The following is a 16,249-nucleotide window of genomic DNA, read 5'->3' as shown; positions in this document are numbered from 1 at the left end:
CTTGAGCTTGTTTGTAAGTGAGGTTGCCTTTTTCAACCTCATCCACTACGGTGAGTTTAAAAGCGAGGGAGTAATCGCGCTGAGTTCGTTTAGTGGTTGATTTCATAACACCCTCCAATTTTTGGGTTGGAAAGTGTCAACCTTATTTAGGACGGTACGGTTGAAGTAAAAAAGCGGCTCATTAAGAGCCGCTTTTTTAATGTATCCATTGCTCCGTAACGTCAGTGTCTAACGTTTCGGATTCCACCAGCTCATCGGGCGTGGTGACCAACCAGTTTTTCAGATCATCCTGATCAAACTCTGAGTACTCATGATGTCTGGTGACCATTGACTCAATCATCGGCATTCCTTGTCTGAGATGAGAAGCAAGTTGAATAATAATTAACCAGCATGACGGTGTCGTGTCAACTCAAATACACCTCTGTGACGTGCGGATCTCATTTTGTGGATAACTGATGTAAAAAGGTTATCCACATTTTCTGTGGATAACGTGTTTTAAAGTCGGTGTGCAATTTAATTTCAAGGATTTGTGAGCTTTATCGTTTGAGGAACGAAACACTAACGCGCCCCTCTTTTGTTAGAATTTTTCTCTGAGTAAATTGGATACACAGCGTGAGAGAGATGCTCATCATGGTGAAAATCGCGATCATGATCATCAACTGGTATTTGATCGCTACCATTGGCGACGCGCCTGACAGTATCTGACCTGTCATCATGCCCGGTAGAGTGACTAGCCCCATAGTGGTCATCGATGCCAGGATCGGAGCCAGCGCTTTTTGCATGGCGTTTTGCACAAACGGTCTGGATGCATAATAAGGCGAAGCGCCAAGAGAAATTGCTGCTTCGTACTCCATTTTTCGCTCTTCGTACGCGCTGAACAGATTCTGCAGTGCAACGATATTACCACTCAGACTATTCCCAAGGAGCATACCCGATAAAGGGATCACATATTGTGCGCTATAGAGTGGAGTGGGTTGGACCACCGCTAAACAAAGGATAAGCAGGAGCGGAGCCAGGCCGATCATTAATCCAGCGCTTACTGGCCCCATCAGGACACGTTTGGGTAGCCGAGATTTACTCAGAATGGCACTGGCACCGACCATGACCATCAGCACCAGCCAGAGCAGGTTGATGGTCAGACTGTTGAGGCTGAACAAATACTCAAGGTAAACACCGACAAGACATAATTGAATTGTCATCCTGCCAACACCCAGTACGATGTCGCGTCCCAGATTAAGCTGATAATAATGGTTGATAGTAAGAGGAACCACCAGGATCAGCCCAAACACTCCTAGCTGGCCCCAACCGATATCGATAATCTCCTGCACAGTGAACCTCTTTGTGGGTGTATGACTCTGTTATTTTATCTCTTTTTACCGCTTTGCTCGCGGCCTGTCGCTGAGTTGTGAAAAATCGCTGCCAATCAGGGCGACTATCTGAGATGTGTGGGGCGCAAATGATGCTGTCTTACTGCGATGAAACCCACTCAGTCAAATAAATAAAAAATCGCAACACTTCTTTAATTTTCTGTTTTCAATACAACCTGAATAAATTTAACAATGCCATTATTTTCAGAGTCAATACGGACACTGTTTTTATTCAAATGTTTAATTTATTTTTAATTTTAACAATCGCGCAAAGATATTATTTTGTCATAACTGTTCATATTTTTTCATTTAAATTTCTATTTAAATACATCTCTGGATGAGCTCAAAAAAGTGTGGAATAACAAGGCTTGAAGAGACAAATTTGATTGAACCACAATAAATATGTGGTCTAACATTTCTCCTTATTATTTGTAGTGGGTAGTCAGCCACTGCCTATTAAATAAATCATGCTTCCAAAAATAATACGGGAAAATGTATGAGCAATGTTAATAAAAAAGAAGGCGGAGAAAAACGCGCTTTGGAGTGGAAGGCGTTCCTCTTCATCACTGTTCTTTTGTTTCCGATTCTAAGCGTCGCTTTCGTCGGTGGGTACGGATTCATTGTCTGGATGCTGCAAATGTTTGTCTTCGGACCTCCAGGTGCACACGGATAACCGTAGATACGCCGCACTACGTTTCATCGAGAATATTGAGAGAACCGATCATGAAAGCATTTATCGTTAAATTTTGGCATACCCTGGCTCGTCCGGCCATCCACATCAGTTTGGGTGTTTTGACTATGGGCGGTTTTATTGCCGGGGTCATCTTCTGGGGTGGCTTTAATACGGCGCTGGAAGCCACCAATACGGAAGAGTTTTGCATCAGTTGCCACACCATGCGTGACAACGTCTATGTGGAACTGCAGGAAACTGTCCACTGGAAGAACCATTCTGGCGTTCGGGCTACCTGCCCTGACTGTCACGTTCCTCATAATTGGACAGATAAGATCGCACGCAAGATGCAGGCGTCCAAAGAAGTGTTTGCCCAGGTATTTGGCAACTATGGCGAAGAAGGCGTGTTTGAAGAGCACCGAATTGAACTGGCGAAACACGAATGGGACCGTTTTTCGGCCAACAAATCATTAGAGTGCAAAAACTGCCATAACTATGACTCGATGGATTTTGAGCAGATGTCACCGACGGCGCGCATTCAGATGAAACAGGCGGCAGAAAAAGATCAGAGTTGTCTCGACTGCCACAAAGGGATAGCGCATAACCTGCCGAAAAATATGGACAGTGCAGCTGGTATTGTCGGTGAATTGGAAGCACTTGCTTCCAATACGGATTACGCCAAAGGGGCCACTTTGATCAGCGTGCGTCATCTGCCGGTTTATGAAGATGCAAACGCGACAGTGGAAGCGGGACTGCTCAATCCGGCCTCCGCCGTCACGGTGGTGGATACCAAAGGTGAGATGGTGGCGGTTGAAATCTCTGGCTGGCGCAAAGCCAAAGGCTTTGGCCGCGTGATTCAGGAAGATTTCGGCATGAACATCGCCACAGCATCATTGCTGAAAGATGCAGCGCTGAGTGACGCGGTCGTGACCAAAGGTGAGAAGAGAGTGGATGAGTTGACCGGCCTGCCTTGGGAGCAAGTGACCGCCAAAGTATGGATGAAGAAACAAGCCATGCTGAACGATATTACGCCCGTATGGGAGAAGGCCGGTGCCGCTTACAAAACGAACTGTTCCGTTTGCCATACCCAGCCTAAAGAAGACCATTTCGACGCCAACACCTGGCCTGGTATGTTTGACGGTATGCTGGCGTTTGTGAACTTTGATACTGACACCGAAGCCCTGGTCTTGAAATACCTGCAAAAGCACTCTTCAGATTTTTCTGAAGGTCATCACTAATCTGCGTCAGATGGAGTAACTGAAATGGCGATTACACGTAGAAGTTTTCTTAAAGGTGTGGCTGCTACTAGCGCGGCCTCTGTGATCGGTCCGAGTCTGCTGGCGTCAGCCTCGGCAAGCGCGGCAGAAACGACCGGCAGCTGGAAAGTGTCCGGCTCACACTGGGGCGCGTTCCGTGCGCATGTCTACGCAGGTAAGGTTCAGGCGATCAAACCCTTAGAAACCGATACTCACCCCACGGACATGCTGAATGGTATTCAGGGGATTATCTATAACCCGTCGCGCGTGCGTTATCCGATGGTACGCCTGGATTGGTTGAAAAAGCACAAATACAGCGCTGATACCCGGGGGAACAACCGCTTTGTGCGCGTCACCTGGGATGAAGCCATCGATCTGTTTTACCGCGAGCTGGAGCGGGTACAGAAAGAGTATGGCCCTTGGGCCTTGCATGCCGGTCAAACCGGCTGGAATCAGACAGGATCTTTCCACAACTGTACCGCGATGATGCAGCGTGCTGTCAATATGCACGGCAACTTTATCACCAAAGTTGGCGATTACTCGACCGGCGCCGGGCAGACCATCATGCCTTACGTACTGGGGTCGACAGAAGTCTACGCTCAGGGGACATCCTGGCCGGAGATCCTCAACAACTCAGATACCATTGTATTGTGGGCGAACGATCCGGTGAAAAACCTGCAAGTGGGCTGGAACTGTGAAACGCACCAATCTTACGGCTATTTGGATCAACTCAAAGAGAAAGTTGCTAAGGGTGAAATCAAAGTGATCTCGGTCGATCCGGTCAAAAACAAGACGCAACGGTTTTTGCAAAACGACCATTTGTATATCAATCCACAAACGGACGTCGCCTTCATGCTGGCGGTGGCCCATGTTTTGTATAACGAAGCGTTGTACGACAAAGCGTTTATCAAGACCTACTGCCTGGGTTTTAATGAGTTCATCACCTATGTACAGGGGGAAACCAAAGACAAAGTAGAGAAAACCCCTGAGTGGGCGGCGGGGATTTGCGGGGTGGAGGCGGAGACGATTCGTCAGTTTGCCCGCTCTTTGGTGAAAGGCCGCACTCAGTTACTGTTTGGCTGGTGTATTCAGCGTCAGGAGCACGGCGAACAGCCTTACTGGATGGGGGCGGTGTTGGCGGCAATGGTCGGTCAGATTGGTTTGCCTGGCGGCGGTATTTCTTATGGTCACCACTATTCCGGTATCGGTGTTCCATCAACTGGCTTCGCCGGTCCGGGCGGTTTTCCGCGCAACCTGGATCAGGGCAGTAAGCCGAAATGGGACAATAGCGATTTCAATGGTTACAGCCGCACCATTCCCGTAGCACGATGGATTGACGCGCTGATGGAGCCGGGTAAGAAGATCAACCACAACGGTAATTTGGTCACGCTCCCTGGCTTCAAAATGATGGTAATTTCCGGCAATAACCCATGGCACCATCATCAGGATCGTAACAAGATGAAGCAGGCGTTTCGTAAGCTGGAAACCGTCGTTACGATCGACTTCAACTGGACCGCCACTTGCCGTTTTTCCGACATCGTCCTGCCCGCTTGTACACAGTGGGAGCGTAATGATATTGATTCTTACGGATCGTATTCAGGAAAAGGGCTCATTGCGATGCATCGCTTGGTCGATCCGCTGTTCCAGTCGCGCACCGACTTTGAGATCTTTACTGAGCTGACACGCCGCTTTGGCCGCCACGAAGAATACACGCGTGGTATGGATGAGATGGAGTGGGTGCGCGCGTTATATAACGATTGCAAAAAAGCCAATGACGGTAAGTTCGAGATGCCGGAATTCGAGCAATTCTGGCAGCAGAGTGTCCTGGAGTTTGGTGAAGGCAAAACCTGGGTTCGCCATGCCGATTTTCGCAATGATCCGGAGCTTAATGCACTTGGGACGCCATCTGGTTTTATCGAGATTACATCTCGTAAAATCGGGCGTTTTGGTTACCAGCACTGTCAGGAACACCCGATGTGGTTTGAAAAAACGGAACGTTCGCACGGCGGGCCTGGCTCAGAGCGGTATCCGTTTTGGTTGCAGTCATGCCATCCGGATAAACGTCTGCACTCGCAGATGTGTGAATCTGAAGCGTTCCGGGCGAGTTATGCGGTACAAGGGCGCGAACCTGTTTACATCAACCCGGATGACGCCAAAACCAAAGGCATTCAGGATGGAGACCTGGTGCGAGTGTTCAATGGCCGCGGCCAATTGCTGGCCGGAGCGGTTCTGAGTGACAGTTATCCACGAGGTGTTATCCGCATCGAAGAGGGCGCCTGGTACGGACCGCTGAATGAAAAAGAAGGTGCGATATGTACTTATGGCGACCCGAATACACTGACACTGGATATAGGCTCGTCTGAACTGGCTCAGGCCACATCAGCCAATACCTGCATTGTCGACTTTGAGAAATTCAGCGGTAAAGTGCCGCCAGTCACCGCGTTCGGCGGGCCAATCGAAGTGGCTTAAACCTGTTTGCTTTAGCGGCTGAAATGCCGGCCTTTGGGCCGGCACTTTTGTGTCTCCGGCAGCGGCACAAAGGAAAAAAGCGTGACCTGGGTAACTATTTGTACAGCGTTTCAAATAGACAAGTAGCGGGCAGGGTGCTGTAATTTAAACAGTTAATATGTTTTTGGTCACTGCCATGTCTTACCTCCTTACCCTTGCCAACCATCGTGAACTTGAGGTGCTTAACTCGAATCTGCACGCACAGGTGGAAGGCAATCAGGTCAGTTTTACCTATTCTGGCTTGTCCAATGACGCGCTGTCCGATGCGTATCCGCTGTTCCAATGCTCGTTTGATTGTGAATCAAGTGCGGTATTGCTCGGCGACGGCTTTCAGATGTTGGCGCAGACTTCGGGAACCGTTGCGCACCCCATCGACATTGGACGTTGCCCGGACAACAGCACTAGCTATCGGATTTATTCCCATCAGGCTCGCAAACGCTACTACAACTATCTGTTGGTTGAAGATTCACTTGGTTACACCTTGTATGGGTTCACCTCTTGCTACCGTTTTGCCGGCTATTTTGAAATCAGTGAGCAGCAAGGCAAACCAGTCATCACCGCTTATCTGGATGGTGAGTACACCTGTCCGCAAGACTGGGAAACGAACCAGTTGGAATCGGTAGTGGTGTTGTCTGCGACGTCATTATCTTGCTTGTTGCGCGAGTACGCAGAACGGATTACGGGCCATCATTTTCCCAGATCAGGCGTCAAACAGACTGCGCCGATTGGCTGGTGTTCTTGGTATGCCTACTACGCCGATGTGACCGAGCAGGATATTCTCGACAATGTCGAACACATGAACCATGAACTCGATAAGCTGGAGTGGGTTCTGCTGGATGACGGGTATCAGGCGTTCATGGGGGATTGGCTGACGCCGTCTGATAAGTTCCCTTCCGGCGTGAAAGCCTTGATTCAGGATATTCGTCGCCGGGGTAAGAAGCCGGCCATCTGGTTGGCGCCGTTTATTGCTCAGCCGGAGTCACAAGTGTTTCAAAACCACCCGGACTGGTTTGTGCGCCAACCGGACGGCTCACTGCTGAAAGCGGAAGACGTCACCTATGGAGGATGGCGCTGCACACCCTGGTACATTCTCGATACCTCTAACCCCGATGTGCAAGAGCACCTGACAACGGTGGTACGCACCATGCGTGAAGAGTGGGGTGTGGAGCTGTTTAAGCTGGATGCGAATTATTGGGGGACGCTCAAAGGGCGCCGCTGGCAAAGCGGCGTAACTGGCGTACAAGCATATCGAATGGGTATGGCAGCGATAGCACAGGGCGCGGGCGATGCCTGGTTATTGGGGTGCAACGCACCGATGTGGCCATCGCTGGGGCTGGTGGACGCAATGCGTGTCTCTGATGACGTGGAGCGGGATCCTCGTCGCTTTGAACAAATTGCGAAAGAAACCTTCTTTCGCAGTTGGCAACATCGTCAGCTATGGCAGATCGATCCCGATTGCGCCACTTTGGTTTCCTTGCCGAATCAGGCGACGGAGCGGCAGTATTACGAGTTTCACCGTAATGTGTTGTTGGCGTGTGGTGGTTTGCTGTTGTCGGGGGATCCCTTGCCTGAGCTGACTTCTTTTGCCAAAACATCGCTCGCTAAACTCATGATCCGCCATAAGCACACGCAGGAAGCGGCCCGTTTTACCGCACTCGGCCTTAATCATGCATTTTTGAAACTCACCGATCGCAACGATTTGCACTGCCTGTTTAATTATCAGCAGAGTGCGCGGGATGTGGTACTGACCGCGGATCACCCAGTGTATTGGTACGATTACTGGAGTGGTGAAAAGCTGTGTGAAGAGCCCGTACAGATCATGGAAATTCCGTTGCAGGCCGGTTTATCGAGCCGCGCGATTATTACCGCCTGAGTGCACACAGATCTGGGCCTTAATCAGAGTTATTCAAACATCAAAAAATAACCGTAACCGACCAACAGGGCAGGAATTGACGAGTACACAGTGGCCACCAGGGCCGCTTTGGGCGCCATGGCGATGGCTGGGAACAGTGCGTCGCCATCGTTGGAAATAGCGTTCGCCAGTTGTGCAGACAAAGGCACCGCACCGGATATGTATAAACTGGTGACCAGGATTTGCGGGCCACAACCTGGCAACGTACCAACGGCCACGGCCATCAAAGGAAGCAGCCATCCCCAGCCCGAAAATAGCGTGGCCAGGTTGGCACCGGTAAAGTGCGCGGACAACTCAAAAATCAGAAAGGCCACGATGACCCAGGCACTGACAAAATTGGTGTCCTGAGCGGTTTTTTGCAGCGGATGAGACGAAACCAGCTTGTTGTCTTCCGATACGGTTGACTCGTAGTCGCGGATCTCTTTCGTCAGCGCCCAGAGTAACGTGCTCACTACCGCCAACAGCGCGCCTAACCATTCAATGGTCATGCCCGGCAATGCCAACAGATGATTGACGTCGACCTGAAAAGATCCCAGAAATGCCACGATCATTGCCGGAGGCAGTAACCATTTCCAGAATGCGCCTTGCAGATTAATGGCGGTCTGTTCAAGTGGAGTATGGGACGCCTCTCGTTGGCAGGTCAGTTCACTTAAAGGGGGATCTGGCCGCAGAAAATCGTCGCGATGAAGGGCGTTCACGGTCAGACCCGAGACGCATCCAACGACAATACCAATCGTGATGACCAACAACCCGGTCACTGGTTCGCTCGCCAGTAGCAGGAAGGCCGCATCGCCCATGGTTGAGGTCAACACCGCGACGACTGCGCCGAATCCGACCCGGCCACTGACAAACTGAGTCGTTACGACAATCGCACCGCCACACCCGGGCAAGGCACCCAGCAGAGAGGCCAATACAACCTGACCTGAGCGTGAGCTCTGATACAGCGCGACAAGGCGGTTTTTGCCACTCATTACAATGGCCAGGTAGTGGTACAGCGCCAGGGTAAAGGCTACGTAGCAGGAGACTGCCCAAAAAGCATCAGAGAACGTCGTGACGGTCACCATCCGTGTCGGTTGTGCTAACAGCAGGGCGGATAACAATGCTGGTAAAATTAACCGTTTATGTGCGAGCTGAAACTGTGAAACCGACAGCCAGCGGGGAAGAGTTATTGTCAGCATACGCAACGCAATTACCTATAATGAGAATTATTCTCATTATAGGTAATTGATAATCATTCGCAATAGTTTTTTTGACCGCCAATCCGTCACATTTTTCTTGCTCTCAGACAATGACAATCTGTCGTTTTCAGGTAAAGTAGCCGCCTTTGTGAGCAATTACCCTGATGGTTTCCGCCGTTCAGGGACAACATCAAATAACAGGAAATAACATGATTCTAGTGGTAGGTCATAAGAACCCAGACAGTGACAGTATCTGTGGTGCTCTGGTAGCGACTGAGTTGCTGAAAGCTCGTGGTCTGAGCGCGAAGCCGGTTCGTCAAGGTGAAATCAACCGTGAGACGCAACACATTCTCGCCACAGCCGGAGTCGATCAACCTGAGCTGTGCACCAGTGTGGCCGGTGAGAAAGTCTGGTTGGTGGACTACACGGATCTGGCTCAGGCGCCGGATGACATTGCGCAAGCGGAAATCTTAGGTATTGTCGATCATCACCGTCTGGGTGATGTGATGACCACGAATCCGTTGGAAGCCTGGATTTGGCCAGTAGGATGTACCTGCACCATTTTGTTTAACCTGTTAAAAATGGAACAAGCGACCATCACGCGTCCGTTAGCTATTCTGATGATGTCGGCCATCTTGTCAGATACCGTGGGTTTCGCCTCTCCGACATGCACGCCAAAAGATGAAGAAGCGGTACACGCACTGGCAGAGATCGCTGGTGTGACCGATCTTGACGGCTTCATCAAAGCACTGCTGATCGCAAAAACGGACATTGCAGGCTTGTCGGCGGCGGAATTGGTTGAAAAAGATCTTAAAGCCTACCCATTCAACGGCCGTGATGTAGTGGTTGGTCAGGTTGAACTGGCAACCCTGGATCAGGTGGATGGTATGATCGAAGCACTGGAAGCGGATTTGCAACGTCGCTGCGAGGAAGATCAACTGGCGTTTGCGGCGGTGATGTTGACAGACATCACGACAGCTCAAACTCGCTTGATCTACAAGGGGGAGTGGGCGTCTAAACTGGAAAAACATGAACAGAATGGCCTGTTGATGATGGAAAATACCCTGAGTCGTAAGAAGCAGGGTTGGCCATGGCTACAAGCTGAACTGGCGTAACCTGTCAATGTAGTAGAGGCTCCTGATGGAGCCTTTATTATGCCGGGCGGATGCGCTGCGATTACTTAAAACAGGGCGCTTTGTTAAAGTGGCTCTCGACCATACGCTGGGTAATGATGTGCTGCGGGTTCGAGAGAATATCGAGTGTCTCACCGAATTCAACCACTTCCCCTTCATGCATAACCATGATCTTATCGGTGATGTGTTTGATGATCCCAATGTGCTGGGATACGTAAATGAACGATACCCCCATCTCTTCCTGCAACTCGAGAAACAAGTTGATGATCTGCGAGCGCATCGCCATATCCAGGCCGTTGAGCGCTTCATCGGCCACGATAATTGAGGGTTGCAGAATCAGTGCCCGAGCCAGACATACTCGTTGTTTCTGACCGGCCGCCAACATTTGCGGATAAAAGTAGGCATGCTCTGGTAATAAGCCCACCCGCCGCAGAGTGTCTTTGACCCTTTTTATGCGCGCTTCTGGCGGCATGTTGGTGTTTCGTTTCAGCGGACCTTCGAGAATCCGGCCAATCTGAATACGCGGATTCAATGAGGTATTGGGATCCTGAAAAATCATCCGAATCAGCTTACAGCGTGTGGAATAATCCTTATGTTCCAGCTTGTCCCCATTAACGAAAATGTCGCCTGAAGATGGCTCAATAACCCCGGCCAGCATACGTGCCAACGTTGACTTGCCTGAGCCATTCTGGCCGATAAAACCAAGCGTTTGACCTGCTTCAAGCGTAAAGCTGACCGGCTTTACCGCGTGATGCACTTTTTTGCGGAACAATCCGCTGCGGGTCACAAAGTCTTTCGTCAGACCGTTGACTTCTAGCAGCGCACTCATTTCGATTTCTCCATATTCAACGGGAAGTGACAGGCAAACTTATGGTTTTTTACCCGGCGCGTATGCGGGCTTTCTACACATTGTCGTTGTGCGTATGGGCAGCGAGGCCCTAGGCGGCAACCAATCGGCAGGTGCTGGAGCGGAGGAATCGAACCTGGCAGTGACTGCAGCTTCTCTTTGTGCGGAATCCAGTCACTGAAATCGGGCATCGCTTTCAGCAGCGCAGCGGTGTACGGGTGCTTTGGCGCAGAGAGAATTTTGGCGGTGTCAGCGGACTCAACCGACTGACCACAATACATCACGGTAATGCGGTTCGCCCACTGGGTAATGGTCGTCAGGTCATGGCCGATCAGCATGATCGCCGTGTTGTTGATTTGGTTCATCCGGCTGAGCAGACGCAGGATCTGCGATTGGGTAATCGGGTCCAAGTCGTTAGTCGGCTCATCGGCTATCAGCAGCTTAGGCTTGGTGGCAATCGCCATTGCTATCATGATTTTCTGACACTCACCATCGGTCAGTTCATACGGGTAGCTGCTCATGATCCGTGAGTGGTCTTTGATGCCGACCTTGTGTAATAGGGCAATGGCCTGTTTTTTTCGCCAGCCGAACCGTTGCCACCATTTGCCTTCAAAAGCACGCCATGGAATGGATTCGATCAATTGCTTGCCGACTTCTTCAGAAGGGTCAAGACAGGTGGAGGGCTCCTGAAATATCATCGCGATGTCACGTGAGATTACCCGGCGTCGCTCTCGGGGCGTCAGTTGCAACAGATCGATGTTACCGAGCCGCATTCGGTCAGCGGTAATTTTCCAGTTGTCTTTACAGACACCTACGATGGCTTTTGCTACCAGACTTTTCCCTGAGCCAGATTCGCCCACCAGGCCGCGGATCTCACCTTCACTCATGGTGATACTCATACGGTCGACTGCTTTGACCATGCCTTGTGGGGTATCGATTTCAATGGTCAGGTGTCGAATATCTAAAAGTGGCATTATTCCGTCCCCGCATTCAACGCTTGGCGGGCGCCTTCGCCGACCAGGTTGACAACAATAACAGTGAACATAATCGCCAGGCCGGGCAGTGTCACCGTCCATGGAGCCAGATAAATCAGCTCCACAGAGTCACCGATGATGGCACCCCATTCGGTACTTGGTGCCTGTGCACCAAGACCGAGAAAACCCAGTGCCGTTATATCAAGAATAGCCAGAGACAGAGCAAAAGTAATCTCATGCGCGATCACAATCAGTATGTTCGGCAGAATAGAGTTCCACAGCAAGTAAAATTCGTTGGCGCCATCTAATCGTGCCGCCATGATGTAGTCTTTTTCGACTTCATTATGTACCGCTATGTAGACCGAACGGATGAACCGGGGGATCAGAGCCAGGCAAATCGCTAACAGGACATTGAATTCCCCGAAACCAAGCAGAGCAACAAAAATAACCGCCAGGAGCAGTGACGGGATAGACATCACGGTATCCAACAGATGATTGAGCGTACTGGACAACAGCCCTCTGGTCATGCCGGCCAGAATACCGATCGCACAGCCAACTACGGTCGCGATAGCCGTGATCAGAATTGCGGCGCCAAAGGTCAGTTGTGAGCCGCTGATCAGGCGTGACAGAATATCGCGGCCAAGATCGTCGGTGCCGAAGAAATAATCAACGGTGCCCGCTGGGTTCCAGGAGGGCGGGACCAATAGCTCGCCAGTCTGAGCCTGTGGATCATGCGGTGTCAGCCAGGGAGAGAACAGAGTGATGAGCAGCAGCAGGACAAGGCACCAAAGGCCGAACATCGCCAGGCTATTGGCCCGATAGCTGCGCCAGAAGCGCTCAAACTGAGTCGGGATGCGTTCTTCCTGATAAATGTTATTTGTTAGCATACCACTCTTTCCTTACCAGCGGATTGACCATCGCGCCGATCAAATCAGACAGAATGTTGGCGGTCAGAACTAAGGTCGCAACCACGATTACACCTGCCTGAATGGCGACGTAATCCTGATTAGCCAGAGCGTCCAGCAGCCAGCGGCCGATACCCGGCCAGTTGAAAATCGATTCCGTGATGATTGCCAGCGTCAGCATGCTTGAGAGCTGAACCCCAATCTTCGGGATAATCGGTGGAATGGCGTTGCGCAGCACGTGTTGGGTCACAATCTCATAGTTGGACAGACCGCGGATGCGAGCGACCCGAATGTAGTTTTGTGTGATGACTTCCGCCACCGATGTACGCATCAGGCGAATAACCTGGGTTGTTGGTGCCAGCGCCAGAACCAGACACGGTAAGATCATGTGTTCAATGACACTTTGCAGTGCATGTGCGCGGTAGATATCTTTGGCCAGCATGGTATCAATCAGAGCAAACCCCGTGACATGTTCGACTTCATACAGTAAGTCATAACGACCGGATACGGGCAGGATCTGAAAGTGGAGAGAGAACACCATGATGAGCAGCAGCGCCACCCAAAAGACCGGCGCTGAGTAACCGGACATGGAGACAAACGAGATCACCGTATCCAGCCATTTTCCCGGTTTCATGCCGGCAATGGTGCCCAGTGGGATGCCAATCAGCAGCGAGACAATGAAAGCGATAAAACACAGCTCCAGCGTCGCAGGGAAGACGATTTTCAGTTCTTCAATCACAGGCGTGCCAGCTTTGTTCACACCGAAATTCAATTGGATCAACTCGCGCAGGTAGGACACCCAGCCTTGCCAGAAATCCTGCAGCGCCCAAGGAGACTCGGGATCGAGGCGCAACAGGCTGTAGCCGACAATGGTCAGAATCAACAGCGTGATGATAAACAGGTTGAAGCGACGAATCGTATACACAAACATACTATTTAGCCCTCTCTACCAGGTCGAAAGGCTGAGAGTTAAACGGACTGATTTTAAAGCCCACCAGTGATTTGTCCTTAGCTTGAAATTGCATCCCGTGTGACAAAGGAATCACCGGGAACTCCTCATTGAGGATGTTTTGTGCCTGCTTGTACAGATTGAGGCGGTAACGAGGCCGATCAACTTCCCGTGCCAGATCGAGCAAGAAGTCGAAATCGCTGTTGCACCATAATGACACGTTAAGCCCGGCGCGTTCGGAATCGCATGACAGCAGTGGCCGGAAGAAGTTATCCGGATCGCCGGTCGCGGCATTCCAACCAGTTAAGAAGAGATCAACGTGCTCTTGCTCCACCGCTTCTTTACGGTTAAAGCGATCGTCGGTCAACAGGTTCACTTTGACACCGATGTCGGCCAGGTTAGCCTGAATCAACTCTGCTGTTTTCCGGGGGCTCGGGTTGTAAGCGCGTGGCTCAAGCGGTACCAGCATATTCAGTTCCAGACCATTTTTGTAACCGGCATCACGCAGCAGAGCGATGGCATAATTACGATCATAACGAACCTGAATGGTGTCTTTCTGATAAGCCCAGGAATCGGGTGGCAATACCGAGTACGCTACCTGGCCAGTGCCGTAATACACAGAATCAAGAATGTTCTGCCTGTTAATGGCGAAGTTAAGTGCTTTTCGCACCCGCTTATCATTGAGTGCCGGATGCGATGTATTCACGGCGATAAACGAGATGTTCATTGACGGTTTGGCCACCAAATCGAGCCCTGGCTGGCGCTCGATGACTGGCAACTGGCTTGAAATTGGCGAATTGAGTACGTCGCACTCTTTGCGCAGTAGTTTCGCCAGTGTACCAGTGCCGCGGTGGGAGATGTCAAAGACGACCTGCTCCATTTTCGCCGGACCTTTCCAGTAGGTTGGGTTGCGCTTGAGACGCACCAGATCGTTGACCTGATAGTCATCGAGATAAAATGGCCCGGTGCCAACCGGCTGTGAGTCCATCAACGGCTTTTCGTCGTTGATCACCAACTCGTCGCCATACTCTTTCGAATGAATCACAGCGTGGCTGGTGGCGATGTTCGACAAAAAGGTGTTATCCGGACGGGAGAGGATGAACAATACTTCAGAGTCAGACAGCGCGCGGACTTCCTGAATCAGGTTGGAGAAGCCGATGCCGTGAAACCAGGGATACTGGCCGTTACCTACGTAATGAAAGGGGTGCGACGAATCGATAATACGGCGGAAGCTGAACACGACATCGTCTGCGTTCAGCGTGCGGGTCGGCGTAAACCATGGGGTGGTCTGAAACCAGACGCCCTGGCGTAAGGTGAAAGTGTATTGCGTCCCGGACGCATCGACCCGCCAGCTTTTCGCCAGATTGGCGATGGGCCGGTGAGATTTAGGATCCAGAACCAGCAGCGTATCAAATAGCTGCGGGCTCAGTGTCTCAGAGGTGATCCCGCTGTCGACCAGCTGTGGGTTGAATGTGTCCGGACTACCCTGACCGCAATAAACAAAGCCCGTCTGGCGTACCTTGCTATGGTCGATTTTGTCGCCACAGCCAGCCAGCAGGCCGAGGCTGCATAGTCCAAGTGTCAGTCGAATGATCGCTTTCATAGAAAGAACAGTAAAGTGGTTCACGGCGGAACAAAGCCTGATATTATGCCCCAGATTTTTGCCAATGTATCACTAAAACGCACAAAAACATTGAGTAGAAAGGGGATTCCTCAAAAAATTGTCTATTTTTGCCCGGTCATGTCGTATTTACGCATCATGCCTCTGAACTGATGATAGCTGAGCCCGAGCAGTTCTGCTGCGCGGCGTTGATTGAATTTAGCCGCTTCCATCACCTGATCTAACAACCACTTATCCTGATGTTCTTGCCACTGTTTATAGTCCATCGGAAAGCTGAACTCTTGCTCGTTTGGTTTCTCAGGGTGTTCCGTTTTTGTCTCTTCCTGCCACTCGACCTGAAAGGGATCCAGTACGATTTCGTCGATTGGTGCGTCACTGATACCATGCTGATACACTGCCCGTTCGACCACATTCTTCAGTTCACGCACATTGCCCGGCCACTGATAAGCCAACAACTGCTCAATGGCTCGGGTAGAGAAGCCGACAAACAGCGCCAGATCCAATTCGCGACACATTTTGATTGCGTAGTATTCGGCCAGAAGCAGGATATCTTCACGGCGCGCTCGCAGTGGCGGCAAATGAATGACATCGAACGCCAGACGGTCTAATAAATCAGCGCGGAATTCCCCGGCACTCGCCAGAACTGGGAGGTCGGCATTGGTGGCGCAAATCAATCGTACATTGGCGCTGAGCAACTGATTGCCCCCTACGCGTTCATACTGGCCGTATTCGATGACCCGCAGCAGCTTTTCCTGAACCAGCAGAGGGGCGGTGGCGAGTTCATCCAGGAACAGAGTGCCATTCTCCGCGCGCTCGAAGCGGCCCTGATGCCGGCCTTTGGAGCCAGTGAAGGCGCCAGCTTCATGACCAAACAACTCTGAGTCAATCAGGCCTTCACTTAATGTGGCGCAGTTAAGCGACACCAACGG

Annotated in this window: 14 protein-coding genes; 5 read left to right on the top strand and 9 right to left on the bottom strand. The window is 51.0% G+C overall.

What is annotated here, in order from left to right; all coding sequences use genetic code 11:
- Window positions 1-196: 196 nt before the first annotated feature.
- Together VPR01S_RS22705 and VPR01S_RS19635 are read right to left on the bottom strand one after the other, a co-directional pair.
- Window positions 197-340, bottom strand: a complete 144-nt coding sequence (locus VPR01S_RS22705) for a hypothetical protein (protein WP_156008758.1) — start codon at window positions 338-340, stop codon at window positions 197-199.
- Window positions 341-536: 196 nt separating this feature from the next.
- Window positions 537-1,328: an ABC transporter permease gene (locus VPR01S_RS19635; protein WP_021707125.1), complete on the bottom strand. Its 792-nt coding sequence runs from the start codon at window positions 1,326-1,328 to the stop codon at window positions 537-539.
- A gap of 535 nt (window positions 1,329-1,863) precedes the next feature.
- Here VPR01S_RS19635 and torE point away from each other — a divergent pair.
- From torE to VPR01S_RS19615, 4 genes are all read left to right on the top strand, one after another.
- Window positions 1,864-2,040, top strand: coding sequence for a trimethylamine N-oxide reductase system protein TorE (gene torE, locus VPR01S_RS19630; RefSeq protein WP_021707124.1), 177 nt, complete (start codon window positions 1,864-1,866; stop codon window positions 2,038-2,040).
- 50 nt (window positions 2,041-2,090) lie between these two features.
- Window positions 2,091-3,275: a pentaheme c-type cytochrome TorC gene (gene torC / locus VPR01S_RS19625; RefSeq protein ID WP_021707123.1), complete on the top strand. Its 1,185-nt coding sequence runs from the start codon at window positions 2,091-2,093 to the stop codon at window positions 3,273-3,275.
- A gap of 24 nt (window positions 3,276-3,299) precedes the next feature.
- Window positions 3,300-5,762, top strand: coding sequence for a trimethylamine-N-oxide reductase TorA (torA, locus tag VPR01S_RS19620; RefSeq protein ID WP_021707122.1), 2,463 nt, complete (start codon window positions 3,300-3,302; stop codon window positions 5,760-5,762).
- 175 nt (window positions 5,763-5,937) lie between these two features.
- A complete protein-coding gene (locus VPR01S_RS19615) occupies window positions 5,938-7,674 on the top strand; it encodes a glycoside hydrolase family 36 protein (protein WP_040903180.1) in 1,737 nt (578 codons plus the stop codon).
- 29 nt (window positions 7,675-7,703) lie between these two features.
- On the opposite strand, the gene VPR01S_RS19610 is transcribed toward VPR01S_RS19615, so the two are convergent.
- A complete protein-coding gene (locus VPR01S_RS19610) occupies window positions 7,704-8,891 on the bottom strand; it encodes a putative manganese transporter (RefSeq protein ID WP_040903176.1) in 1,188 nt (395 codons plus the stop codon).
- Between the two features lie 209 nt (window positions 8,892-9,100).
- Here VPR01S_RS19610 and VPR01S_RS19605 point away from each other — a divergent pair, with 209 nt between their 5' ends.
- Window positions 9,101-10,006, top strand: a complete 906-nt coding sequence (locus VPR01S_RS19605) for a manganese-dependent inorganic pyrophosphatase (RefSeq protein WP_021707119.1) — start codon at window positions 9,101-9,103, stop codon at window positions 10,004-10,006.
- Between the two features lie 61 nt (window positions 10,007-10,067).
- On the opposite strand, the gene VPR01S_RS19600 is transcribed toward VPR01S_RS19605, so the two are convergent.
- The 6 genes from VPR01S_RS19600 to VPR01S_RS19575 form a co-directional block, all read right to left on the bottom strand.
- On the bottom strand, window positions 10,068-10,853 hold the full coding sequence (locus tag VPR01S_RS19600) for a peptide ABC transporter ATP-binding protein (RefSeq protein ID WP_021707118.1): 786 nt from the start codon (window positions 10,851-10,853) through the stop codon (window positions 10,068-10,070).
- Window positions 10,850-11,845, bottom strand: a complete 996-nt coding sequence (locus VPR01S_RS19595) for a peptide ABC transporter ATP-binding protein (protein WP_021707117.1) — start codon at window positions 11,843-11,845, stop codon at window positions 10,850-10,852. The genes VPR01S_RS19600 and VPR01S_RS19595 overlap by 4 nt, the downstream gene beginning before the upstream one ends.
- Window positions 11,845-12,732, bottom strand: a complete 888-nt coding sequence (locus VPR01S_RS19590; protein ID WP_021707116.1) for an ABC transporter permease subunit — start codon at window positions 12,730-12,732, stop codon at window positions 11,845-11,847. Before VPR01S_RS19590 ends, VPR01S_RS19595 begins: the two co-directional genes overlap by 1 nt.
- On the bottom strand, window positions 12,719-13,681 hold the full coding sequence (locus VPR01S_RS19585) for an ABC transporter permease (RefSeq protein ID WP_021707115.1): 963 nt from the start codon (window positions 13,679-13,681) through the stop codon (window positions 12,719-12,721). Before VPR01S_RS19585 ends, VPR01S_RS19590 begins: the two co-directional genes overlap by 14 nt.
- Window position 13,682: 1 nt before the next feature.
- Window positions 13,683-15,302 (bottom strand): ABC transporter substrate-binding protein, encoded by a 1,620-nt coding sequence (locus tag VPR01S_RS19580; RefSeq protein WP_021707114.1) that lies wholly within the window; start codon window positions 15,300-15,302, stop codon window positions 13,683-13,685.
- A 122-nt stretch (window positions 15,303-15,424) separates the two neighbouring features.
- Window positions 15,425-16,249 (bottom strand): sigma 54-interacting transcriptional regulator (locus VPR01S_RS19575; RefSeq protein ID WP_021707113.1); only part of this gene is annotated, 825 nt, incomplete at its 5' end.

The sequence above is a fragment of the Vibrio proteolyticus NBRC 13287 genome, from assembly GCF_000467125.1.
GTDB lineage: Bacteria > Pseudomonadota > Gammaproteobacteria > Enterobacterales > Vibrionaceae > Vibrio > Vibrio proteolyticus.
Note: the sequence above shows the minus strand (reverse complement) of the source record. Positions and strands in the feature narration are given on the sequence as shown.

Bases quoted from the DNA above. Each gene is read 5' to 3' on its own strand.
- VPR01S_RS19605 (WP_021707119.1), top strand. From the start codon at position 9,101: ATGATTCTAGTGGTAGGTCATAAGAACCCAGACAGTGACAGTATCTGT.
- torC (WP_021707123.1), top strand. From the start codon at position 2,091: ATGAAAGCATTTATCGTTAAATTTTGGCATACCCTGGCTCGTCCGGCC.
- VPR01S_RS19595 (WP_021707117.1), bottom strand. From the start codon at position 11,845: ATGCCACTTTTAGATATTCGACACCTGACCATTGAAATCGATACCCCA.
- VPR01S_RS19610 (WP_040903176.1), bottom strand. From the start codon at position 8,891: ATGCTGACAATAACTCTTCCCCGCTGGCTGTCGGTTTCACAGTTTCAG.
- torE (WP_021707124.1), top strand. From the start codon at position 1,864: ATGAGCAATGTTAATAAAAAAGAAGGCGGAGAAAAACGCGCTTTGGAG.
- VPR01S_RS19580 (WP_021707114.1), bottom strand. From the start codon at position 15,302: ATGAAAGCGATCATTCGACTGACACTTGGACTATGCAGCCTCGGCCTG.
- VPR01S_RS19585 (WP_021707115.1), bottom strand. From the start codon at position 13,681: ATGTTTGTGTATACGATTCGTCGCTTCAACCTGTTTATCATCACGCTG.
- torA (WP_021707122.1), top strand. From the start codon at position 3,300: ATGGCGATTACACGTAGAAGTTTTCTTAAAGGTGTGGCTGCTACTAGC.
- VPR01S_RS19615 (WP_040903180.1), top strand. From the start codon at position 5,938: ATGTCTTACCTCCTTACCCTTGCCAACCATCGTGAACTTGAGGTGCTT.
- VPR01S_RS19600 (WP_021707118.1), bottom strand. From the start codon at position 10,853: ATGAGTGCGCTGCTAGAAGTCAACGGTCTGACGAAAGACTTTGTGACC.
- VPR01S_RS19590 (WP_021707116.1), bottom strand. From the start codon at position 12,732: ATGCTAACAAATAACATTTATCAGGAAGAACGCATCCCGACTCAGTTT.
- VPR01S_RS22705 (WP_156008758.1), bottom strand. From the start codon at position 340: ATGATTGAGTCAATGGTCACCAGACATCATGAGTACTCAGAGTTTGAT.